This is a genomic window from Niastella vici, assembly GCF_002077945.1.
In the GTDB taxonomy this organism is placed as follows: Bacteria; Bacteroidota; Bacteroidia; order Chitinophagales; family Chitinophagaceae; genus Niastella; species Niastella vici.
In genome coordinates, this window is the sequence record NZ_LVYD01000042.1 from 349,767 (window position 1) to 373,320 (window position 23,554).

Consider the following 23,554-nt stretch of genomic DNA (forward strand, 5'->3'; position numbering starts at 1 on the left):
CGAGGTATATAACTTAATCCTGTTAATCCCATGAAACTCAACCAGATTGTATTTCAAGGCTTGCTGATGTTCGTCAGCAGTTCTGTAGCGTACTCCCAAACCATTACTACTGTTGCCGGTACCATCGGCTCTCCCGGATATGCGGGTGATGCTGGCCCGGCCAATAGCGCCAAGTTTAACCAACCAAGGGCAGTTGCAACCGACAACGACAATAACCTGTACATCGCGGATATGCGTAACCACGTTATCCGTAAAGTAGCTCCCAACGGTATAGTAAACACGGTTGCTGGTAATGGCACTAATGGTAACGCCGGTGCCGGAGGGCCCGCCACCGCAGCCCAGTTGGCTCAGCCCACGGGTATGACTCTCGACAATGAAGGAAATATCTACATTGCCGACTACAACGCCTCAGTTATCAAAAAGGTAACCTCTTCAGGTATTATGACCATCTTCGCCGGTAACGGTACAGAAGGTTTCAGTGGTGATGGAGGTCCGGCTGCACAAGCCAAACTGTATCGCCCCACTGCTGTAGCTGTTGATAAAGAAGGCAGCGTGTACATTTCTGATGCCAGTAACAAGGTTATCAGAAAAGTAACCAAGCAAGGTATCATCTCTACCATTGCAGGTGTACCCGGAAGAGCAGGTTATGCAGGCGATGGCGGTGCGGCTACGAAAGCCTTGTTAACACAACCTGCAGGTATAGCTGTAGATAACCAGGGCAATTTATACATAGCCGATCCTTCCAACTCGGTAATTCGTAAAGTAAATACTGCCGGTATCATCACCACCTTTGCCGGAAACGGAACAGCCGGTTACAGCGGTGATAATGGCCCTGCGACCAAAGCCCAGTTCCAGATCGGTTCTCCCCAGGGTTTGGCGGTTGACCCGGAAGGCAACGTATACGCTTCTGACTATCAGAACCACGCTATCAGAAAGATCAATGCAAGAGGTATCATCACTACTATCGCTGGTACAGGTGCTCCTGATTACGCTGGCGACGGTGGTCCCGCTATCCTTGCTAAAATATGGTACCCCATCGGTATCGCTACTGATGCCGGCGGTAACGTGTTCATCACTGATAGTTATAATAATACCATCCGTGAAATAGTTTCTTCCTGTAATGCACCCATGCCTTCCTTCGAAATACAACCCGCTAACAAAAGTGTTTGTAAAGGCGGTAACGTTGCATTCAGCGTAAAAGCTACCCATGCCGAAAATTATCAATGGCAGGTGTCTGCAAATGGCGACTGGAGCGATATTACAGACGGCACCAATTACTCAGGAGCTACAACCAACATCCTGACCGTAATTAATGTAGGCGACAAAATGAACAACTACCAGTATCGTTGCGTAGCCAACAATGCCTGCCGCACCCTGTTCTCAAATAAAGCAGCATTAAGTATCACTGGCGGCGCAAGCCCTACCCTCACCGTTGCACCTGCCCTCAATGGTATGTGTGCCGGTTCACCAGCAACCTTCACTGTTAAAGTAGCCAATGGCGGCACAGCCCCGGCTTATAAATGGTTGGTGAATGGTGCCGAAGTTGGCGTAACTACTGCCACTTACAGCAACCCAATGTTAGGAAATGGCGATAAAGTAAGCGCAGTACTGACAAGCGCAACAGGTTGTACCGGTGGCGCTATCACTTCAAACGTTATTGAAGTGAACATGGGTACTGCACCCGAAATAAAAGCCAACACAGAAATAAAGATCTTCGAAGGTTTCAGTGCTAAATTAACAGCTACCAGCGGCACCCCCATCACCGCTTACTCATGGACACCTTCAGCAGGTATCACTGCTGCCGGTAACACTGCTAACCCGGTTGTAAAACCTGCCAAAACCACTACGTATAAAGTAACAGCAACAAACGCCAGTGGTTGCGCCGGAACTGCAGAAGTAACTGTAACTGTTATCAAGCGCATCGCCATGCCGAAGTCATTCACTCCTGGCAAAGGCAACTTCCAGATCCCTGCAGTTGATCCTGCTTTCGCAATGAGTACTTTCTCAGTGCTCGATGGAACCGGAAAAGTTGTTTTCACCACCAGCGATATCAACAAAGGCTGGGATGGTAACATCAAAGGCGCTAAAGCACCAGCCGGTACTTATAGCTACTCAATTACCGGTACCCTGCAAACAGGAAAGATCAGCGTAAAAGGAACAGTTCAAGTTATCAGATAATATACCTGGGATATACATAATAAAAAAAGGTGGACCGGTTGATCCACCTTTTTTTATTTATAACTATTCGCTTTCTCTACAATTTTATCAACTTCAGCACCCAGGAGTAGCCCGGAGATGATGTAGCGATCATACAGCAGCGTTTGGTTAGGAATAAACATATAGAAGATCTTGTCCTGATCCATCCTGCGGTATCCTGCAGGCTATATGTGGTTGAAATTCAATAGCCATTCAGCGCACACTTATCCACGATCAAGATTCGGAGAAAAATTTGGCCGGGTACTTGTATATTTAAAAAAACATGTTAATCTTTGTATTAACATTTTTACTAAAGTAATAATCGTACCCAATCTCCTACTGAACAGGCCCGTCTTACAAAACACAATCCATTCCGGCGAACTTATTCACACGTAAATGCAATTTACGGCCTGACTCTTCCTATACTGTATAATTCCAATCTCCCCTGAGAACGTAACCATACTTCCAATACCTGTGGTCGTGCTTATCATTTGCTTCACCCTTTCAAACCACAAGTATGAAACATTTGTACCCAGGAGTAACCAAAACAGGATTGCCTGCTATTAAAAGAATTGTTTTACTAATTGCTATTTTAATATACAGCGCCGTTGCGCTGGCGCAATCGCTCAATTTCAATACGCCTGTTCTTGAATCAGGAACAGCACAGCAACAAGGATGTGTGTATCGTTTTTCACCAATAACAGCCGGTGGCAACATAGATGCGCTGGTAAAAGTGGACAGCTTAATTGGCGTTACCCTGTCTGATATAGATGCTACCCCATCAGGCTCTTCTACCACCGCTTTGCAGCCACAAATGCAGTCGTTGGGTGGTGTAGGTTACCATTATGCCGTATTCACGATCACCTTTGTAAACCATGGTACTACCACACCAACACCGGTATTTGATTTCAGCAGTGTGTTCATGGGACTTGATGGCAGCAACCAGATGACCGAATTCAACGCTATTACGGTTTCTAACGCCAGCTGGCAGTACGTAAGTCCCACACCCAAGGTAGCCGTTACGCAAAATGGCGATATGGTATGGGGTACAGCCACCAGTTCGGACCCTACAGGCGGCCAGGGCGTCGACGAAACCGATTCAACCCAAATGTTCAAAGTTAGCTCACCAGCCACCTCCAGCGTAACGATGCGGGTAGGCTATTATCAAAGTTCGAATGGATGGAAAGGTAACGACCTGTTCAGCCTGAACATCAGGGGTAGTGAACTGGCAGCGATCATCTTACCGGTTAACCTGTTAAGCTTTACCGCACAACTGGTCAATGATAAAGTATGGCTTGCCTGGAGCACCAGCAAGGAAGAGAACATGAGTCATTACAGTATTGAAAGAAGCTACGATAATAAAACATTTGATGAAGCGGCGCTCTTATTCACAGCAGACAATCCTTTATCGGTAAATAATTATTCGTACAAGGACCCTGTCAAAAATGTAACCGGCTCTGTGATCTATTACCGCCTGAAAATGGTTGACAAGAGTGGAAAATATAAATATTCAGAAGTAAGGAGCGTGCGCCTGGGAAACGGAACCGATAGTGCAAGGATCGCAGTTTATCCCAACCCGGTAGTGAACGAGTTACATATTTCCTTACCAACCGACTGGCAGAACAAAAATTTGAACGGGCAGTTGCTCAGTATAGCCGGAAATATTATAAAAACATTCAACATACAACAAAGTGCAACGATCGGTATGGCCGATGTACCTGCCGGCACGTATTATATAAAAGTGGTGAACGGAAAAGAGATCAGCACGCAAACAATCGTAAAATCAAGAAATTAAAGATAGTTTTTAAGGGTACGATCAATAACGCCGTTCTGTTTCTACAGGATGGCTTTTTTATTTTTGATGCATCATCTTCGTATTTTGTGGTAAAATAACTACATGAATCACTCTATGTTCGAACGGCCCGTATATATACAACGTCGTCAGCAGTTACGATCAACACTTACGAATGGACTGGTGCTGTTGCTGGGCAATGAAGACAGCAGCATGAACTATAAGGATAATTGTTATCCGTTCCGCCAGGACAGCACATTCCTGTACTATACCGGTATTGACCAGCCGGGTCTGGCAGTTATATTTGACCTGGATGAAAATAAAGAAATACTGTTTGGTGAAGATGCCAGCATTGATGATATCATTTGGACCGGCCCTCAACCGCTTATACAGGAGCTGGCCGAATCGGTAGGCATAGCAGCAAGCGGTAATGGCGCCAAACTGGCCAGCCTGCTGGCAGCAGCCCGCAAAGCACAACGTCCTATACATATATTACCGCCCTACCGGCCGGAAAATAAAATAAAACTGGCAGGGTTGCTTGATTCCACCCTTGCACAGCTGGAACAATTTATTTCGGAACCGTTGATAAGATCGGTTATAGCGCAACGCGAAATAAAGGAAGAGCGGGAAATAGCAGAGATGGACAAAGCCTGCTCTATCAGTGCCGATATGCACCTGGCAGCCATACAGCATGCCCGGCCGGGTATGAAGGAATACGAACTGGCAGCAGAAGTGGAAGCCATTGCCCTGGCGAATTATGGCCGCCTCTCGTACCCGGTAATTCTTACCGTAAACGGACAAACCCTGCACAATCATTATCATGGTAATACTATTCAGGAAGGGAATATGGTACTGGTTGATGCGGGCGCAGAAAACAGCATGCATTATGCCGGTGATCTTACCCGCACCTTCCCGGTGGGCAAACAATTCACCAGCCGCCAGCGCGATATATATAACGTTGTATTAAATTCTTTAGACCATGCCGTATCCCTGCTTCGCCCCGGTATTCAATACCTGGAAGTGCATACCCAGGCCTGTATAAAACTGGTGGAAGGGCTTACCGCTGTTGGATTAATGAAAGGGGAAGCCGCCGCCGCAGTAGCCGCCGGCGCGCACACCATGTTTTTCCAGTGCGGACTGGGCCACATGATAGGCCTCGACGTGCATGACATGGAAGACCTGGGCGAGCCCCTGGTTGGTTATGATGACCAGTTGAAGAAAAGCAAGGAATTTGGCTGGAAATCACTTCGTTTGGGAAAGACGTTAAAGGCGGGATTTGCGCTTACCGTTGAACCGGGCGTTTACATTATTCCCGAACTGATCGACCGGTGGAAGGCCGAACAAAAGCATGCGGCCTTCATTAATTATGAATTGCTTAATGAATATCGTAACTTTGGAGGAATACGCATTGAAGACAATTATGTGATCACATCCGATGGAAGCCAGAAACTTGGTAAATCACTGCCAAAAACGCTCAATGAAATAGAGGCATTGCGAAAAGGTTAGGCCGCGAACTTTCTTACCAAAAGTTAAAGGGAATGGAAAATATAACGATAGTGCAACACGCTGCATAACGAGGTTGTCCTCCAAGGCACGTGCCCGTATTATTTTAATGTTGAATCGTACCATTAAAAGGTAAATCAATTTGACATTTTATTATATATACTGTGCTATTGATCCCTTCTACTTTAAAACGTGTAATAGGCCTGTTGTGCTGCTGGGTGTATGCAACTGTTGCATTTTCCCAACCGGTAGCTATTAATAAAAAAAATAACACCCTGCCCGTTGAGTCATTGGGCAGGGTGTTACGAACCACCGCAACTGAGATCTGCAATAATCTTGTTGATGACGACAATAATAAATTAGTTGACGATAAAGACTTCGCCTGCTATTTTAACGGGCTTACCCGTTCTACCTGTAAAAAAAGCTCCATAATATGGGCCATCGATGGCGGTGGCAATCTGTATTGGTTCGACATGAGTACAGGTGCTCAAAACTTTGTAGGATCAAATCAATTTGTAAGCAGCGATATTACCTGGGCAAGCAATGGAAAATTATATGGAACAGGCGGTTTTCCCAATGGCATTTGGGAAATAGATCCCTATTCGGGGAGCGCTACATTTATAAATAAGCTGCCCGATAATTATAACGCCGGTGTGGCCATGACGGCCGATGCATCGGGCAACTTATATATAACGGCCAGCCTCAATGGCCAGGTGAATGTTGTAAAATTAAATATCGCCACCTGGGAATTGTGTGTTATCGCTGATCTTTCGGCACACTTTATATTTCCCGCAGGCGATCTCACCTTTTTGGATGGAATGCTGTATATGAGCGGCTCACAAAACAGAGTGGCAAAGATCAATGTGAAAACCGGCGACGTATACGTGCAGCCTTTCATTAATAATACACCTACCGGTTATTATGGCATGGTGAATATAGGCGATGGCTTTTTGTATGTTGCCCAAAACAAAAACATTTACCAGGTTAACCCGGTAACCATGGAAGTAAGCAACACGCCTGCATTTAAGTTGTCGAGCACCTGGGAGATCTATGGACTGGCAGGGTATTATGAGCTTTGCCAGGCGCCGCAATGCACTGGCAAAACAAACATTACACCCAGCGAAAATCCGCCATATTGTTCTAACCAGAACATAAAACTGAAAGCGGCTTTTTATCCCGGATGCAGTTCAGGTACGCCTTCAATAAGCTGGTCGTGGTATACAGGAGGTGCTATTTTTAACGGCGACGAACTGGAGATCAATACGCCTGGAAAATATTATCTCAACTATAGAACACCAACCGAAACCTGCGACCGCATTGATTCATTTACTTTACAATACGCCGCCAATGCACCATTACGGGCATCCGGAGAATACCAGTCGCCAACAGGTTGTTCATGCACCGGCACCATGAGGGTGAGCGTAGGCTGTGGAAGCGGTAATTTCAAATATGAATGGAGCACGGGTGCTACAACACCAATGGTTTCAAACGTTTGCCCCGGCACCTATTCGGTGAAGGTCACTGACATCATTCAGGCAAAGGATACCACCATAAATTTTATCATTCCTTCCCCACCCAATTCAATACAGGATGCCCAAATTATTACTACCGGCGATCATTGCAACCAAACTGATGGAAACATTACCATTAGCCAGGTGCAGGGAGGCACAGCGCCTTATCAATATGCATTGAATAATCAATCATTTGGCAACAACTCCATATTCCCGGCTTTGCCCAAAGGAAATTATACCATTACCATTCGCGACAATACCGGTTGTCTTTTACAGAAGCAGGCCATTGTACAAGCCAAACCCGGACCAGAGAAAATATGGTACACCCAAAAAGATGCGTATTGCGGTTTGCCAGGTGGCACCATCAACATTGATTCGGTAAAAAATGGTTCCTCCCCTTATACTTATTCGTTAGGCGGAGCACCCTTTGGCCAACAGACAGGCTTTACGAATATTACGCCGGGCCCCAATACCATCAGCGTCAAAGATAATTATGGTTGTTTGTTGCAGGAGCCGCTGACCATTTACCAGTCAGATGCATTACAAATTGCAATAAGCCCCAAAGACACTACCATTTGCGCCAGTCAGAAGATCACTTTCAACGCCACCTTATTGAGCAATAACGAGGGCGTTCAATTTGCCTGGGATGGAAGCCAGCCTTCCCCATCGGCCAAATTCAATACAGCCGTGTATGCCAATAAGTTTATGGTGGTACAGGCCATTGATAAGAACGGATGCACAACAGCCGATTCGGCTTTTATAACAGCACCTTATTGCGATTCGTTGTTTGCAAAATGCGTCATATTCCCATCCGCATTTACCCCTGACCAGAATGGGTTGAACGATACCTTTGGACCACACCTCGGTAGTTGCGAAATTCAGCGTTTCAAAATGGTCATCTATAACAGGTGGGGACAATTGATCTTTCAAAGTGGTAAACCACAAGAACGATGGAACGGCACGGTAAACGGGAATGCGCAGCCATCGGGCGTGTACGTATACAACTGTGTGTGGGAAGACCCTATGGGGTATGTTCACCGGCATAAGGGGGTGGTGATGCTAATAAGATAAAGTTCCGAATCAGCGAAATCCTATCTTTATTGTCAAATTAAGATCATGAGCACCAAACGCATCTCACTGCCGGTATCAGACACAATAGGGAAAGTTACCGCTGAATACAATGTGCCGGCCAAAGCATCCTGTCTTTTAACGCTGGCACATGGCGCCGGTGCGGGCATGGACCATAGTTTCATGGTAGCGTTGTCGGCCGCTTTATCAGCAGCAGGCATTGGCAGCTTCCGGTTCAATTTTCCTTTTACCGAGAACAAGAAAGGCAGGCCCGATACACCGGCTGTGGCGCATCAAACCATTGAAGCGGCCATAAACAAGGCACATGACCTGTTCCCCGACCTGCCCCTGTTTGCTTCCGGCAAATCCTTTGGCGGCCGTATGAGCTCGCAATATTTATCAACCCATCCTGATACGCCGGTACAGGGAATAGTTTTCTTTGGTTTTCCCCTGCATGCAGCCGGCAAGCCATCTATAGAGCGGGCCGAACATTTAAAGGCCATAAAACTGCCGATGCTTTTTTTACAGGGCACCAAAGACACGCTGGCGCAGTGGGACCTTATAGAGGAAGTGTGCGCATCGCTTAAAAAGGCAAAACTCGTAAAGTTGGAAGGGGCCGATCACAGTTTCAAGGCAGGGAAAACCGATACTATGAGCCTGCTGGTAAAAGCGACGGGTGAATGGGTGGAGAAGTTGGTTAAGAAAGGGAGTGGAAAGTAATGTTATAACAGAAATTTTTGCCGGAGCGGCTTTTATTTGGTGGAGATCACAGATAGCTCTATATTTGCAAACTCAAAAATAAGCGATCTTCTTTTATAGAAGGTTGATTTATGGGAGATTAGCTCAGTTGGCCAGAGCGTTCCGATGTAAATCGGGAAGGTCGTCGGTCAACAAAATATACGGGGAATTAGCTCAGTTGGCTAGAGCGCTTGCATGGCATGCAAGAGGTCGTCGGTTCGACTCCGATATTCTCCACATCTTTCAAAGGTCTGCAGCAATGCGGGCCTTTTTTTGTTGGGAAGCCTTAAAACGTAATACAGATAAGGGATCAAAGTTAAATTATTGGGGGATGTTTTTGATTCTTTGCAAAAAGCCACAAAATTAAATTATGTGGGTACATGAATTAATCGGAAGAAAAATTACCAATATCTACGACGTATTGGAGTATGAATCTTATGGGCTTGACAGAGGTGAGTGCTTTATTGAAATTGATAATAACCTGATAATAGATATCCCTTACGATTATTATGAACCCCACTTATTGGAAGTAACGATTAGGGAATTACCTCCCCAGGCTGAAAGTTTATTTGAGAATTTATCCGATTTGCTATTTTATCATCTTAAAGATGGCAAACGCGTTATAGAAATTACAAAAAAAGTAACTTATATAAAAGTGGGCTTTTGGCAAAGGGTTAAGAATCTTTTAGTGCGTGGAGAGTTACCCGTTTCAAAAAAGGAGATCGTTGAAGAAATTCAATCTTACAAAGCAGATCGTGTGGAAAATAAGTGTAAGTATATTAAGGACAGAGTTATTGCAGATGTTCTGTTCTTTAATGATTATGAGAAATCATGTATTGAATTGGATAACGGTTATATAATTACCGAAACCAGTGCCGCCATGAACGGAACCGGCCTAGTAGGCCTTAATATTTATGACAATCTTGCAATGTTAAAAAAGAGACGGGGAAATGATTTTTTAAGAGTTTCTTCAGCACAATTATAACCTTACAATAACAATATAAAACAACCTCATTAGGAAAGACTACCCAGCTTGCCCCCCTTTACCTGTATAATTTGCCGCGGCTAACCTAAATCCCCCAAGATCTTGACTTGATCCCAAATAAACTCAGTTGGCTAGAGCCTTTTGACATAATTAATTAGCGTTAACACAACACAATACTGTTCCCTTTTAAGCTTTGGAAAAGCCCTGACATTTTTTTAATTTAGATGATAAGCGTTTTCGTTCCACAACGTTTATTATCCCGGCCTGGTGCCGCTCTGACTAGTATTTACCTTTTTATTTAACGGTGTAAGATACAGTATAAGTAATGTATATGGCTGTTGTTCTGGCCTGAACAGCATCTATATATGTAGAAACTGGGCACTGACTATTACACCAGGGTTGCACTGGGATACTAAGGCTGCAGTGCAACCCCAGTGCAACTCCAGTGCAACCCCCATCGGCAAATATTGCCGTATTGGGCCCCTGGAAGACACAGTGTCTCGCTCATTATTCTTAAACATATTCAGATGGCAAAAAAGAAAACAGCAATAGTAAATCGCAGGCGGGTGCTTACTGACCCGGTTTTTGAACTCACCCGGCAAAATAATGCGGAATTTACCAGGGCCTGTAAAGCCAACCGCTTGCTACGCCGGGCGTTTGCGCTGGCCATGCTCAATAAGGCCGACAGGTATGTGTCGGGCCGCCTCACCAAAACTATGTTCAACATCTTGCAAAGCGATCCGGTAAACGGCCGTGGTGAACGTAGGGTAACCAATGGCGTATTGGGCATTCTGGAAGGGTTTAATTTTAATCGCGACACCAGTTTACAGAATGTTTTACGCGGGCCGTATTCCGTTACGATCAATCATGATATAACACAGGCAACTATAAGTTTTCCCTCATTTATGGCAAAAGCCATGATCGAAACCACATCCGGCGCAAATGCCTGTATGTTAAGCGGTATAGCTGCATCCCTGAGCCTGGAAGAAGAAACCTGGCCGGTTAACCCTGTTCAAACTGATAAAATGAATATAATACTGCATCCACGCGAACCGCTGCAGTTGCAACTGCCTGTTATTGAACATAAGAGCACTAATGCCATAATTATTGCATTGGGTATCGAATTTTTTCATGAGATACACGGTGGGTACCAACCGGTTGAAAAAAAGCACAATGTACTGGCAGTGGTAAAAGTGTTTCCTGCTAATGAAGTTTGAAGTCTGAGCCAGGCGTACCGGCGAAAAAAAATTGAACCGCTTATTTTCTCTATACGGCTTACATTTCTAAAACCGCCTGTACTTTTTAAAACCGATGTCCTTTGATTCTCCCAACGACTCAAGCCAGGAAATACCCTTGTTACCTGAAGCTTCCACCGCCGTTCCCGATATGGTAAATGTAAGCGGATAGCGATCTGTATTGGTATAAAGGTTGATCTCATTGCGAAACCATCCTTTTGATCGTGGCCGGTAATAAACCCTGATCCTGCATTCTGCACCAGGTTTTACCGGCTTTTCAGGCACATACACATAGCAGTTTGCACGTGAACCCCAGTTATTGGTAATGCTGTTGATCTCCAGCGGTTCATTTGCTTTATTCCGGAAGTAGAAATCCTTATAGTAAGTATCTTTGACTGTACAGTCACCCACCTTTGCTTTGCGACCACTAAAAAAAATCGTACCTGCATTTGGATTGTCGGTATCTCTGGCGGTATCCGCGCTTCGATAGAATGGTCTCCCTGGAAATATTGATTTGCGGCCCACCATGTTGGCTACAATTGAAAAATACTTGATGGTTTTGTTGGTAAACTCAGATGCGGGCTCGGGCATATATATGTTTTGCGCCTGCAATTTCTTATCCAGAAAAAAGACATAAGCCCGCTGCTTGCTTTCCAGGGCAGCAGACAACAAACTATCTTCAATTGTATATACCCTTACTTTTGTAGAAGCGAATTTCAATTGCTGGCACCAGCTGTTTTCAGAACAGCTATCGGCAGGAAGCTGATCGGTCAATATAATGATACTATCGGTATGTGGGTAGTCGTCGACAAAATAGGCCAATCTGTAAAATACTAAATGCTTACTTTCTTCAGGCTGGTTGTTCGTTACCCTGATTACGAATATACTATCTGATACCAACACATCAGCCAGCTTTATTTTTTTACCCTGTTCATTTTTCACCATGGCTCCGTTGGGTATGCTAAAATTGTCGGCAGGATCAACATAGTTAGCCAGCCGGTCATTTTCATGACCGCAGGCGATTAAACAGGCGAGGAGGATCAGGTAAGGGAAGAATTTTTTCAGGCTGTTACAGGGGGTCATAGGGATATTATAAGGGAACAAAATAGAAAAAAAACATATTCTATGGAAAGATAACCGGGTAATTAGATATATTTTTTTCGGCTAATTGCTGAAATATATCAGCCCGGCATACGCGAATGCGAAATTGGGGATTTTGCTTCTGCAGACAAATAGGATGGCAACCATTTTGCTTTTACCACTTTTTTTCACGTAATTACATAACCTAAACCCCATATATGGAAAATACAAATCCTGATTTGCTGCAAGAATTTGAGCTAACAGTTGACCTTACGCCCGTTTCACCGGGATTGCGCTTTGTAAATTACCTTATCGATGTAATTGCATTTTATGCCCTTGCATTTATTATAGGCATGCTGTATGCTCTCATTGCCACCCCAAACTCCTATAGCGGCGAGGTATCTGATGAAAGAGGCTCCCTGCAGATCTTATTGCTGCTCGCCTGGATATTGATCATGGTTGCTTACTATACACTCTTTGAATTTTTTGCCAAAGGAAGAACACTGGGAAAAATGGCTACCGGCACTGTGGCGGTAAGAGAAGATGGCAGCAACCTCACTTTTAAGGATGCATTATTACGAACGCTGTGCCGCTTTATTCCTTTTGAGCCCTTCAGTGCATTTGGTTACCGGCCCTGGCATGATAGTATGACCAGGACATTTGTTATAAAGAAACGTAAGAAGGTCTAGCGTAGTCTGAATTATATTTTCAAAGGTCTGCATTATGCAGGCCTTTTTTTTGAAACCGCTATCCAAGTATTTCTGTAAGCTTGTCTATCATTTTGCCCCAGGCCACTTTGCTTTTTTCCACAAAATCTTCCTGGCCGCGTGGCATTTCATGTGTTAGTGTAAGTTCACAGCCGTCTATAACAGGTTGAATACCGATAACGATGCGCGATTGGCTATTTGCCGGATCCTCCTTTACAGTCCATGTGAATACCAGGCGGTGCGGACGGTCAACTTCAATGTATTCCCCTGTATGATCGAATGTTTTTCCCTGCCGGCGAACGACATAAGAAAATGAGCCACCAACCCAGGGATCGTTTTGAAGGCTTATGATCTCTTCATCCCTTATTTCTGGTCCAAACATAAAGCGACCAATCATCTTCTTATCCAGAAACGCATCGAATACAAGTTCCGGCGGAACTGAAAACAATCCTGTTACCGTAGCAGTAACTGGTAGTTTCATAAGTTTAATTTATCATTTGCATATAAAAAATTGTGCCTCGGCAAAGTTCTGCCACATTCGGGCTTTTTTGCAACATCCATAGCCACCCAAATACGTGAAAAACACCTATCTTTTTTTCATAAAATCTGCGTAACATTTGTGAGTCGATCTTTCTCTTTATCCTCATTCGTGCTCTCGCATCCATTTCCTGACAGTTCTAAATCTTAAAATCTGCTTATATGCGCGATGTTACAACCACCCTCTGCTATCGTTGGTTTCACGAAGTATGGAATCAAAATCAGGAGCAAACAATTGATGAATTGCTAAGCCCCGATAGTCATGCTCACGGACTTAATTCAGAAAATGAGCCTAAAGGAATTGAAGGCTTCAAAATTTTCTATAACAACTTCAAGGGGCAGTTTCATGACATTTATGTTGATGTGCTGGATGTTATTTCACAGGACGATATGGAATGCGCCCATACCAAGGTTACTGCAATACATACAGAAACAGGTAAGCAGGTGAAATTTTCGGGTCTCTGCCTTATGAGAATAGAAAATGGACAAATTGCAGAAGCCTGGAACCACTATGATTTTCTGAACATGTTCCAACAGTTGGGGCAGGTGCTTACAACTCTTGAGAAAGCATAAATTATAATGGTCAAAGGCCTGCAACAATGCCGGCTTTTTGCCATGGAATTTTATTCTATTTCAGAATTGCTACACTATACCTTTTAAAAAACCTTCCTGTATTTGGCAGGAAATAAAATCCGTCTTTCCCAAAATCATTGAATACCTCATTTGTTTGTTGAGATGCTATTTTGTGTAAAGATTTGTTCTCGTAATAATAAATCCCTTCCGACTTCGGCCTTACAATTTGCTCTCCGTTCTCCGGTGAAGAATCAACACTGAAATTTACACCGCTGCTACTTTCTGGCACGACACCTTTGGCTGTAGTATCTACCTGATCTTTATAGAAATGTGCATAGAACCAAATGCCGTCTCTTTGAAAACTACCGTTTTCTCCGTCGGTTTTAAAGGGTGGACTATAATATATTAATGTTGAATCATTTTCTAAATAGGTGTCAGGGTCAAGCAAAAAATATCGCCCATTGGTCATTCGCAATACTATACAGCTTCCTTTAAAAATACCAGTCGTGTCTTCACAGCTTGTAGCGATATATTCATTGGTTTTATAAAGAGTGTCAACCGGCCTATACCTTTTGTAACCAGAGGCATCTATTTCTGTAAAGATCTGGGGTCCCTGTTCCTCATTAATGCCATTAATGCCATTAATGCAAGAACTTAAAGCCACTATAAAAATCAAAAAGAAAAATCTCATTGCAGTTAGTTATTTCTAAAAATTGTAGCCAATATTATAGCATACCCTCCACATGACCAAGCATAGCAAAACAATTATCCAGTACCCGGTTGGGGAATTTCAACTTCATCAAAATTTCCGAAGCCTTATAAAAGGTCATCCTGCATACCAGCAATTCTTTTAATGCATGCACATACCCCCTTAGCCACACATTATCAGTAATTTCCCTCCCCCATGCAGCCGCATGTAAACCAAGATATTTTTTCAGAAATGCTGCATCCTGTGGATCAATAATCACAAAAGCCAGAAACTCTACAACATCCCGGTGTGGTATATTCTTTACCACCAGCTCCCAATCATAAATACATGCTTCACCATTCATGCGTATGGCTGCATTTCTTGGATTAAGATCATTGTGTATGAGGCAAACGGGCAATGTATTTTCAGCTATACCTGTTTTTATATCCTGCAAAAAACCGGGTAGTCTTTCCAATTGCGCAATGCGCACAGGATCTATTTCGTCTTTAATGATGATACTTATCAATTTCTCATATAGCGGCGCCGACCGTGCGGGGTCAAACAGTTGCACAAGGTGCTCAGGAATGTTTTCCGCTTTTAAATAATAGTATTTATGGATTGCCGTAATAGTAGCTATCATTTTCGAAATATCTTCCGGTCGCCACATTTCAGGATTGTTCTCCGCATTAAAAAGATACATGGCCCGTTCATCTAAAAATTCAGTGATCAATAAATATATTTCCCGCTGATGGTCTTCCTTTTTGCCATAATAGCCGGGCGTTACAAAGAGCCCGTTTGTATGCAGGTCTTCATAAACAAAAAGTTCTTTCAAATGGCAATTGTGGTATTCGGTAAAATTGCGATAATTATAGATCAGGTCAGATAATACCGGATCAACTGATGCTGCCAATGCATGCAGCCCCTTAATAACATCCTGGTCCGTTGCCTTTGATTTCACCAGTAATGACAGCTCAGTACGGTCGTCCTTTGCGGTAAATGGAAAAAAGCCGATCAGTTTATTACTGGTCTTTCTTGTAAGGTTGGTAATAATTCCATTATCCATTTCCTGTTCTTCAAAGCAAATGGAAAGTGCATTATACTCTGGCGATTGTTTGCCAATTATTTCAGTAATGAGGTTCTTATTCAATTCTGACCTGGTAAGCCAGTTTACCGGCTTATTACGCCCTAATTTTTCATGTGCCTTTGCAAACGCACCGCTTACAATGGCCGCATAGGTAGAGATCTCCAAAGACAGCGCAAATGCGGCAATCAATTGCGAAAATCTTTCCAGCTTATCTTTTCCGTAACATTTCATCAACTCCAGTACCTCTTTTTGTTTAGGAACTGACGTTCCCCCGCCCACAGTACCTATAACAAGTGTTGGCAAACAAAGTGAAAGGTACAATCCGGTTGCTGTTTTTTCTACATGAAGCAACCCAACCGACGATTCATGCAAAGACCCCAGATCCTGCCCGGTGGCAGCAAAGATGGCTGCCACCGTATTGGCTACGTTTATATTATAGCCAAACATATTATCCATTTTTGCCAGGATAACTGATGGGGCAAAGTAATTCATAATATCGCCGGAAGTAGTTCTAAGTACATTTATGATAGCTGCTTCATCGAGATGACACTCTGCCATTACTTTTACCCCTCGCCCATTGCTCACCGAGTGCAACGACACTTTTTTATCGGAGGAGCCATTTCCTTCTATGATATAATTTTTGATAACAATTCCGGTTTCCTTACCAAACAGGTCCACAATAAAAAGAAGCGCATGCCAGGTACAGGTTGTTGTCATATTCTGGCCCGAAGCATCACCCGTACGGTAATAAAACCGGGTGTGAACTACGTTATCAACAATAATAGGTTCAACCGATAATAATTGTGCATGATTGGAATATTTTTCTGCCTCTTTTTTAATGACCTGAAACTTCGCTGGCAACCAATTATAAAATTTGCCAGCCGCGGCAGGTTCATCAAAAATAAATAATGGGCAACGGCTCATTTTCTGATGAATGAACGTCGTTTTTATTCCGCCGCTCAAACTCGCAGCTTTGGCGCCCCTGTTCATACTTGCCACGAGCGCACCTTCGAGGGTTGCCGCCCCGGCATACACCCATTCTTCCTTACCTTCAGCGATATGCAAAACAGGCCCCACCAGGCCAATGGGAATTTCAACAGAACCAATATAGGATTCTATTTTATTCTGGATATCTACATGCAACAGCCCTGATGTTGAAATATGTTGGGTACAGTAACCTAGCTCCTTTAAATAATCATGACGGAGTTGGGTAGAGGTAGGCGTTACCAACCCTCGTCCCGGAACTATGGGGTAATTTTCCATCTCAGTTGTTTTTAATTAATTCATCAAGCAGCCTGTCATAAAATTTATCCAGCTTTTCAAACGAAGCAGCATCAATGTATTCAACGGGTGTTTTATACTTTTCAGAAATATGGTCAAACAAAGCATCGTACCCTTTGTCGAGCAGGGTCAGGATCTGCAGTTTTTCATGAGGTTCGGCTACCTGTCGCACCGAAATACGGTCAAACAATATTTGGGATGCGGCTTTCAAAAAAAAGATCTTATTGGGCAATGCTACTTTAAACAATTCTTTTATTCGCCCATCAGGCACAACCGCATCGTTAAAAGTTTCGCTGATAAAGTTGAATATTTCGACAGCATAATCGCCTTTGCTTTTAATGGGTAATAACCCAACCATTTGCGCCAGCAACTCCCCGTAAGCGGTGTTGTAATAATCCATTCTTTCGCGATTTAAATAACCAGGGGTGATCCGTTGGGCATAGAATTTGGCATAGATCAGCGAGTCAATCAGCGGATGTCTTTCACAGATCAATATACGCGTAAGCGGTGTACACATTTCGAGCGCCAACTTCTCATATAACAGCATGGAGCCAAAAAGAGCAAGCGCTTTCAGGTCGCTCCAGGTGTTTTCATCTGCCTGTTGGCTCATCTGGTTTAATAGCTGTGTCTGTTTTTGGATGGCCGATTGGGGCGGCAGGGCCTTTTCATCTATGTGAGGTAATGTAATAAGAGAAACATGATCGGGCTTTTCGTTCTGCAGTTTTGAAAACACCGTGCTTTTGCCGCAGCCATCTAATCCGGTGAGAAGAATAGTTTTTATCATTTCAGCATGACTTTAGGGGCCATCGGGCATAATAGTTCCGGGTTTTAAGAACCGTTTAACATATGCCAGACCAGCTTAATATATTTTTGAGCTCCCTACCTATTCTGTATCTCTTAAAGATATAAAAAACCTCCCTCAAAAAACGTAGTTTGCCGCCAAATAAGACTTTCTTATCATGGGCAATCTAAAAGACCTGCAGGAGCAATTGTTGACGGATGAACGCAAAGCCCCCATTCCCGAATTATCACTCGACAGTGATGATCATATTGTTGTTTTAAAGAACTACCGGTTTCATAAACAACTTACCCTCGAATTGTACCAGGCATCTACCACACAAACCGGGAAATTAAAAAACCCGCTTAAACTGGTGAATCCTTTTGATGCCGCCCTGAAAGCCAGAACGCTCGACGAACTGAAATTCCTCACCGCTTTAAGCCGCTTTCAAAATAATCCGACCGCGGCCAAATCGCCTGCCGACATTGAAGCCCTTAAAACTGTAATGAGCAATCCGCTTTCCCTGCGGTTTTTCTATCATGATACTGAATTCTCTGAAAATGTGGTGGCCGGTTCTTTAAAAGAAGTCAATACAGGGGAACTTATTAAAGACATCACGCTTACCATTCGTAAGGAAGCCGACTGGTATTTCATCATTCCGCAAATTCAAATCAATAATAAAGTCGCCTCATTTGCCGACATCGAGATCAAATACGACTATTTCATTTTGCATGGTCAATCTATTCACCTGCTTTCAAAATTTCCCCTGCTGAAACTCGCACGGTTCTTTAAACAACAGCCAACGGGTTTAAAACTGCACGAATCAGAATATACAGGCATCAGGCAAAACATCTTGTGCAGGCTTGAAGACCAGATCAGCGTCAATTACACGTTCGTTGAGCCAGGCAGCAATACGCAAATAGCGAAAAGCGGATTAAGGGAATCAAGAGAGAAATTTATATACCTGAGCGACCTTGACAATTATGTCATCATCAATCCCGTATTGAAATATGGAACGGTAGAGATCCCCGTACTTACCAAAAGACAGATCTATTCGCAGGATAGTGAAGGCGAGATTTTTGCCGTAGAAAGGGATCGCGATGCGGAAGTGAACTTCATTGCCCTGCTCTTAAAACAACATGAAGATTTTGAAGAACAGCTTGAAACCGATCTGCCTTACTTCTATCTGCATAAGCAACGCTTTTTAAATGAAGACTGGTTCTTACAGGCTTTTGAACAATGGCAGCAACAAGGCATCACGGTGCTGGGCTTCAACCAACTCAAAGGAAATAAATTAAATGGCAATAAAGCTAAAATAACCATCAGGGTTATTAGCGGGTTAGACTGGTTCAACACCAGCGTCGACGTTCGCTTTGGCAAGAAAAAAGCATCTTTAAAACAATTGCAATCTTCGGTTCGAAACAAGAACAAGTTCGTGCAACTCGATGATGGCACGTTGGGCATTTTGCCCGCCGAATGGTTGCAAAAGTTTGAAGATTATTTTAATGCAGGTGAAATAGTTGATGAGGAAATACAAATACCAAAATTCAACTATTCGGAAGTAAAAGAACTATTCAACGATGATGAGCTGGATGAATCTGTTAAAAAGGAAATCCTAGTGTTTGAATCAAAGCTGAAACAGCTTGACCTCCACAATGAAATTGATATACCTGCAGACCTGAACGCTTCGTTACGGGAATATCAAAAGCAGGGGTTTGCCTGGTTAAACCTGCTCGATGATTTTAATTTCGGGGGTTGCCTGGCAGATGACATGGGTCTTGGTAAAACGCTTCAGGTTATAGCTTTTATATTAGGGCAGCGAAAAAAAACACAACAGAATACCAATCTGGTGGTGGTGCCCACTTCGCTTATTTTTAACTGGCAAACCGAAGTGCAGCAGTTCGCCCCTTCCCTGAAGCTGCTAACTCTGTATGGCGCAGGCAGAATAAAAGATATTTCCGTATTCGATAATTATGAGATCGTATTAACATCCTATGGAACCCTGCTTTCAGACATTACCTTTCTCACAAAATACCGGTTCAATTATATTTTCCTCGACGAATCGCAAAATATCAAAAACATAGATTCACAACGTTATTATGCTGCCCGCCAGCTGCAATCACGAAACAAGATTGCCATTACCGGAACGCCGGTAGAAAACAATACGTTTGACCTGTATGCCCAGTTATCGTTTGCCTGTCCCGGACTTTTGGGCAACAAGCAATCGTTCAGAGACCTGTTCGCCATTCCGATCGATAAATTCAAAAGCAGCCGCCATGCATTGCAATTACAGCAAAAGGTAGCGCCTTTTATTTTAAGGAGAACCAAAAGAGATGTGGCCAGAGAGTTGCCACTGAAAACAGAAATGGTGTTGTATTGTCCCATGGAAGAAGCGCAACGCAAAGTATATGAGACGTATGAACAGGAGTTCCGCGATTATATTGCCGGCACCAATGAAGAAGAGCTTTCGCAAAATTCAATTCACATATTACGGAGTTTAACCCGGCTGCGGCAGATCTGCGATTCGCCGCTTTTACTGGAAGATGAAAAACTGTTTGGAGACAGTTCCTCAAAAATCGAGATCCTGTTAGAACAAATAGAGAACAAAGCCCAATATCATAAAGTGCTGGTGTTCTCCCAATTTGTTTCTATGCTTGAGCTGATAAAAAAAGAATTGCAGCATAGGGGAATAGCTTTTGAATACCTTACCGGTAGTACAAGAGACAGGGAAAGCGTTGTCAATAACTTTCAGAACAATCCATCTATAAGGGTTTTTCTGATAAGCCTGAAAGCGGGTGGAACCGGTCTTAACCTTACGGAAGCAGATTATGTGTACCTGGTTGATCCCTGGTGGAACCCAGCCGTGGAGAACCAGGCTATAGACCGCAGCTATCGCATTGGTCAGGAAAAGGCGGTTATGGCTGTTAGACTGATATGCCCTGATACCATTGAAGAAAAAATAGTAAAGCTGCAGGCCACCAAAAGAGCGCTCTCAAACGATCTCTTAAAACCAGCGGCCGCATTCTTTACTTCTATAACAAAAGCAGAATGGCTTTCGATGCTGGATCATTAGGACGGGCGGTTTCCCGAATCACTCAACGGGAGTTCTCCACCTTTTTGAAGCAAAAAGCAGGAAAACAACAGCGGCGACAAACACAATAGCACCTGCCACTTTCCTTTGCTTGCCTTTAGGCAGGGTACGAATAGCTTTTGTAACACCTTTTTCAGCTAATTTTCCAGCTGCCGAAAGTCCTGCGGTTTCCATTGCTGACGCAATTAGAGATTCCTTTGCCATAAATATTGTTTATTACATGCCATCAATAATTATACCCGCACAGGCGCAATATTTGCACATCATCTCAATAGCAAATAATACAGCTATAACATTAAAATACTTTCTTATGACAACCAGGAATAATAAACAAGAAGCGCCAAAAGAACAGATCAATAAAAAACAGAAAACAAAACCTGGCAACAATCCCAATAAGGGCCAACAGGAAAATTCTGCAGTCCCTGACTCAGACATGGAGCCGGATGAATTTCTTGCTCCCAATGCAGATACCGACGTGCCTATCGATCACCATGTGGCCAACGACTCAGTTTTACGGGGAGAAGATCACGCTAATGAGAAAGTCGATAACCTGCCATCAGAGGACAAATGAATGCTATCCTTCCTTTTGAGGGATGTTGAGCAGTTGCCGCCATTCAATCAAATGCATCCCGTACTCACTGCCGCTTCAACCGCCACTCGGTAAAGTCAATAACAAAGTTGTCCCACCTGGTTTCCCGTACAAACTGCGAATTGGCAAAATGCCTGAAGTACTGGCAACAAAATGTAGGCGCAATCACATTGTTGACCGAAACCGGAATATAAATAGAGAAACAATGAAAGCTGTTGGCATCCAGCTCCTCCCCAATATGCTTTTCGATCGTTATTTTTTTTAACAGGAATTTCCGCAGGCGGCTGTAGATCTTATTAAACCCGGTATTCTTTACTTTTTGCTGAATGGTGTCAAACAGCAACACTATATCAATGAAATCCTTATCAGAAAAAACAATGGTGCCTTCCTGTAAAATAGCATCAATGGCCGGATAAATTTTTGCCTTATTCGCTACCATATATTCACACAGCTCATTGATCATTGGTTTCAGCGCCAGTATTTCCTTCAAATCGTTCACCACAATGGCAGCGCTCTTTGCCAGCCGTTCATTGATGGTTACATATCCATTCAAAAAAAGCCGGGCTATGCTGTTAAAATAGGTGTTGTAATATTTCCCTTTCATAATGGGGGGCCGTTTGGCCAATATTTTGGGCACCGGCTTACCCGCCTTCATCAACTTTTCATTGGTAAAAATATCGCCATTGATAGTTTTAATGAACCGGTCGAAATCATAGCCGTTTGGCTGCATTACCGTTATGGGGGCCAAATAATACCGGGCGATTTTATTGAGGTTATAGCAATTATCAATGATCTGTGTATTACAGTTACCCATCACCATTATGTCAAAAACAGGCGCCAACCCCATGTCATCTAACCCATCTGCTATTTCTGAGATAAACAGGTCCTGCAGCTCGTGACATTGCACATCTCCATTGTCAGGGTCATTAACAATAAGGGCATCGCCGGCCATGGTCATTGTAGAGCAGTTAAATTTTTCGGGTATAAATCGTTGTTTACGGTTGGGAAAATTTCTTACGATATTAAATGCATTTGGTTTTTGGGTAACAAGGGGCTTCGTATTATTGGTGACCATGTCGGGGTTCAGGATACCAATGCCGGCGCCGTGCGACCAGGTGATCAATGCACTTACGCGGGGTTTGTTTATCAACCTGATCCGTTTCAACGCCTCGCGCCACGCAAAACCGTCTTTTGTGTCGACACCTTCGAGCTGCACGGGCTTTAACCGGGTCTCCTTTTGCTGTTCATTATAATGAAATTCATGCACTTTCAACCTGTAATCAATGCGGTTGCCAGCAGGATCCTTTATATGCTGTATGCTATCCTGCAGCACATATATTTTGATCGTTTTTTTTAAGGCAATGCCCTTTACCTCCTTAAACATCTCCTCCACCGACTCAGTTATATCAAGTGATTCCAGTATAAGAAAAACAACCAGCCAGTCAACTGGCTGGTCCTGTTCAACTACCACTCTCATGTTTAATGGTTTTTAGATGATGAAAAAAACACATCAAAATACCAGGCTATTCGTCTGACGCGCCTAATGGTTTTTTGCCGCCATCTTCATCGAGGTCCACATCGGGAAGATCCTGTTCCTCATCCATGAGGGCTATAACCTTTTTTGTTTTTGTTTTCTTTTGCCCGGTTTTTTTAAAAGACAAATAGCGTCTTTTATCATTCTGATCGTCTCTTTCGTCAATGCGCAGGTATACTTCAATGGTGGGATCGGCCGACAAATTTACTTCTGCACAAACAACCCGCTGCATAGTTATATCAACAGGATAACTTAGGAACGGATTGGGTCTTCGCTGTGGTTCATATTGTGTTTTATGGCCATTTAATGGTTTAACACCAGCCATGTCGTTCAATGGAATTTTCAACTTTTCCTTACCGGTGCTTCTTTCAATTACTCTGAAAAATCGTTGTTCATTGGCTTTGTTGGCGTTCACTACCTCAAAAATGACATCGAACCTTGCATTCCTGGAAATACTGCAGGGTTTCCCGGCTTTCAGGAACCTGAATACCCTTTCCATGCCGGCGTTAATGTCGCAATTAACAGGTTTTGACATAATACAGAAATTGATTGGTTAATAATAAAGGGTGCACGCCGACAAAAGT

Annotated in this window: 19 protein-coding genes and 1 tRNA gene; 12 read left to right on the forward strand and 8 right to left on the reverse strand. The window is 43.4% G+C overall.

Features of this window, described 5'->3' with window-relative positions:
• Nucleotides 1–30: 30 nt before the first annotated feature.
• From A3860_RS12665 to A3860_RS12700, 8 genes are all read left to right on the forward strand, one after another.
• Nucleotides 31–2,178: an NHL domain-containing protein gene (locus tag A3860_RS12665; protein ID WP_081147069.1), complete on the forward strand. Its 2,148-nt coding sequence runs from the start codon at nucleotides 31–33 to the stop codon at nucleotides 2,176–2,178.
• Between the two features lie 535 nt (nucleotides 2,179–2,713).
• On the forward strand, nucleotides 2,714–3,991 hold the full coding sequence (locus tag A3860_RS12670; RefSeq protein WP_081147070.1) for a T9SS type A sorting domain-containing protein: 1,278 nt from the start codon (nucleotides 2,714–2,716) through the stop codon (nucleotides 3,989–3,991).
• A gap of 102 nt (nucleotides 3,992–4,093) precedes the next feature.
• On the forward strand, nucleotides 4,094–5,494 hold the full coding sequence (locus A3860_RS12675) for an aminopeptidase P family protein (protein WP_081147071.1): 1,401 nt from the start codon (nucleotides 4,094–4,096) through the stop codon (nucleotides 5,492–5,494).
• A 167-nt stretch (nucleotides 5,495–5,661) separates the two neighbouring features.
• A complete protein-coding gene (locus A3860_RS12680) occupies nucleotides 5,662–8,073 on the forward strand; it encodes a T9SS type B sorting domain-containing protein (protein ID WP_143774068.1) in 2,412 nt (803 codons plus the stop codon).
• Between the two features lie 45 nt (nucleotides 8,074–8,118).
• The gene (locus A3860_RS12685; RefSeq protein ID WP_081147073.1) at nucleotides 8,119–8,790 is read left to right on the forward strand and encodes an alpha/beta hydrolase family protein; all 672 of its coding nucleotides are present in this window, start codon (nucleotides 8,119–8,121) and stop codon (nucleotides 8,788–8,790) included.
• A 181-nt stretch (nucleotides 8,791–8,971) separates the two neighbouring features.
• Nucleotides 8,972–9,045 (forward strand) — tRNA-Ala (locus A3860_RS12690).
• Between the two features lie 133 nt (nucleotides 9,046–9,178).
• Nucleotides 9,179–9,793 carry a hypothetical protein gene (locus tag A3860_RS12695; protein ID WP_081147074.1) on the forward strand — a complete coding sequence of 205 codons (615 nt, stop codon included), beginning with the start codon at nucleotides 9,179–9,181 and terminating at the stop codon, nucleotides 9,791–9,793.
• A 527-nt stretch (nucleotides 9,794–10,320) separates the two neighbouring features.
• Nucleotides 10,321–11,010 (forward strand): hypothetical protein, encoded by a 690-nt coding sequence (locus A3860_RS12700; RefSeq protein WP_081147075.1) that lies wholly within the window; start codon nucleotides 10,321–10,323, stop codon nucleotides 11,008–11,010.
• A gap of 66 nt (nucleotides 11,011–11,076) precedes the next feature.
• Here A3860_RS12700 and A3860_RS12705 read toward each other — a convergent pair whose 3' ends face one another.
• Complete coding sequence (locus tag A3860_RS12705) at nucleotides 11,077–12,111, reverse strand: DUF1573 domain-containing protein (protein WP_081147076.1); 1,035 nt, start codon at nucleotides 12,109–12,111, stop codon at nucleotides 11,077–11,079.
• A gap of 215 nt (nucleotides 12,112–12,326) precedes the next feature.
• On the opposite strand from A3860_RS12705, the gene A3860_RS12710 reads away from it, so the two are divergent.
• Entirely contained in the window at nucleotides 12,327–12,797 is a 471-nt protein-coding gene (locus tag A3860_RS12710; protein ID WP_081147077.1) for an RDD family protein, read from the forward strand.
• A 58-nt stretch (nucleotides 12,798–12,855) separates the two neighbouring features.
• Here the strand turns inward: A3860_RS12710 and A3860_RS12715 are convergent, their stop codons facing one another.
• Nucleotides 12,856–13,296 carry an SRPBCC family protein gene (locus A3860_RS12715; RefSeq protein WP_081147078.1) on the reverse strand — a complete coding sequence of 147 codons (441 nt, stop codon included), beginning with the start codon at nucleotides 13,294–13,296 and terminating at the stop codon, nucleotides 12,856–12,858.
• Nucleotides 13,297–13,514: 218 nt separating this feature from the next.
• On the opposite strand from A3860_RS12715, the gene A3860_RS12725 reads away from it, so the two are divergent.
• Nucleotides 13,515–13,925, forward strand: a complete 411-nt coding sequence (locus tag A3860_RS12725) for an ester cyclase (protein ID WP_081147080.1) — start codon at nucleotides 13,515–13,517, stop codon at nucleotides 13,923–13,925.
• A 55-nt stretch (nucleotides 13,926–13,980) separates the two neighbouring features.
• Here the strand turns inward: A3860_RS12725 and A3860_RS12730 are convergent, their stop codons facing one another.
• The 3 genes from A3860_RS12730 to A3860_RS12740 are packed head-to-tail and all read right to left on the reverse strand — an operon-like array spanning nucleotide 13,981 to nucleotide 17,762.
• Entirely contained in the window at nucleotides 13,981–14,616 is a 636-nt protein-coding gene (locus A3860_RS12730; protein ID WP_081147081.1) for a hypothetical protein, read from the reverse strand.
• A 34-nt stretch (nucleotides 14,617–14,650) separates the two neighbouring features.
• Nucleotides 14,651–16,960 (reverse strand): phosphotransferase, encoded by a 2,310-nt coding sequence (locus tag A3860_RS12735; RefSeq protein ID WP_081147082.1) that lies wholly within the window; start codon nucleotides 16,958–16,960, stop codon nucleotides 14,651–14,653.
• A gap of 1 nt (nucleotide 16,961) precedes the next feature.
• On the reverse strand, nucleotides 16,962–17,762 hold the full coding sequence (locus A3860_RS12740) for a hypothetical protein (RefSeq protein WP_081147083.1): 801 nt from the start codon (nucleotides 17,760–17,762) through the stop codon (nucleotides 16,962–16,964).
• 175 nt (nucleotides 17,763–17,937) lie between these two features.
• On the opposite strand from A3860_RS12740, the gene A3860_RS12745 reads away from it, so the two are divergent.
• The gene (locus A3860_RS12745) at nucleotides 17,938–20,829 is read left to right on the forward strand and encodes a DEAD/DEAH box helicase (protein ID WP_081147084.1); all 2,892 of its coding nucleotides are present in this window, start codon (nucleotides 17,938–17,940) and stop codon (nucleotides 20,827–20,829) included.
• 18 nt (nucleotides 20,830–20,847) lie between these two features.
• On the opposite strand, the gene A3860_RS12750 is transcribed toward A3860_RS12745, so the two are convergent.
• On the reverse strand, nucleotides 20,848–21,051 hold the full coding sequence (locus tag A3860_RS12750) for a hypothetical protein (RefSeq protein ID WP_081147085.1): 204 nt from the start codon (nucleotides 21,049–21,051) through the stop codon (nucleotides 20,848–20,850).
• A gap of 106 nt (nucleotides 21,052–21,157) precedes the next feature.
• Here A3860_RS12750 and A3860_RS12755 point away from each other — a divergent pair, with 106 nt between their 5' ends.
• On the forward strand, nucleotides 21,158–21,418 hold the full coding sequence (locus tag A3860_RS12755; RefSeq protein ID WP_081147086.1) for a hypothetical protein: 261 nt from the start codon (nucleotides 21,158–21,160) through the stop codon (nucleotides 21,416–21,418).
• Nucleotides 21,419–21,482: 64 nt separating this feature from the next.
• Here the strand turns inward: A3860_RS12755 and A3860_RS12760 are convergent, their stop codons facing one another.
• Nucleotides 21,483–22,913 (reverse strand): clostripain-related cysteine peptidase, encoded by a 1,431-nt coding sequence (locus A3860_RS12760; protein WP_081147087.1) that lies wholly within the window; start codon nucleotides 22,911–22,913, stop codon nucleotides 21,483–21,485.
• A 46-nt stretch (nucleotides 22,914–22,959) separates the two neighbouring features.
• On the reverse strand, nucleotides 22,960–23,505 hold the full coding sequence (locus tag A3860_RS12765) for a hypothetical protein (RefSeq protein ID WP_081147088.1): 546 nt from the start codon (nucleotides 23,503–23,505) through the stop codon (nucleotides 22,960–22,962).
• Between the last annotated feature and the right edge of the window lie 49 nt (nucleotides 23,506–23,554).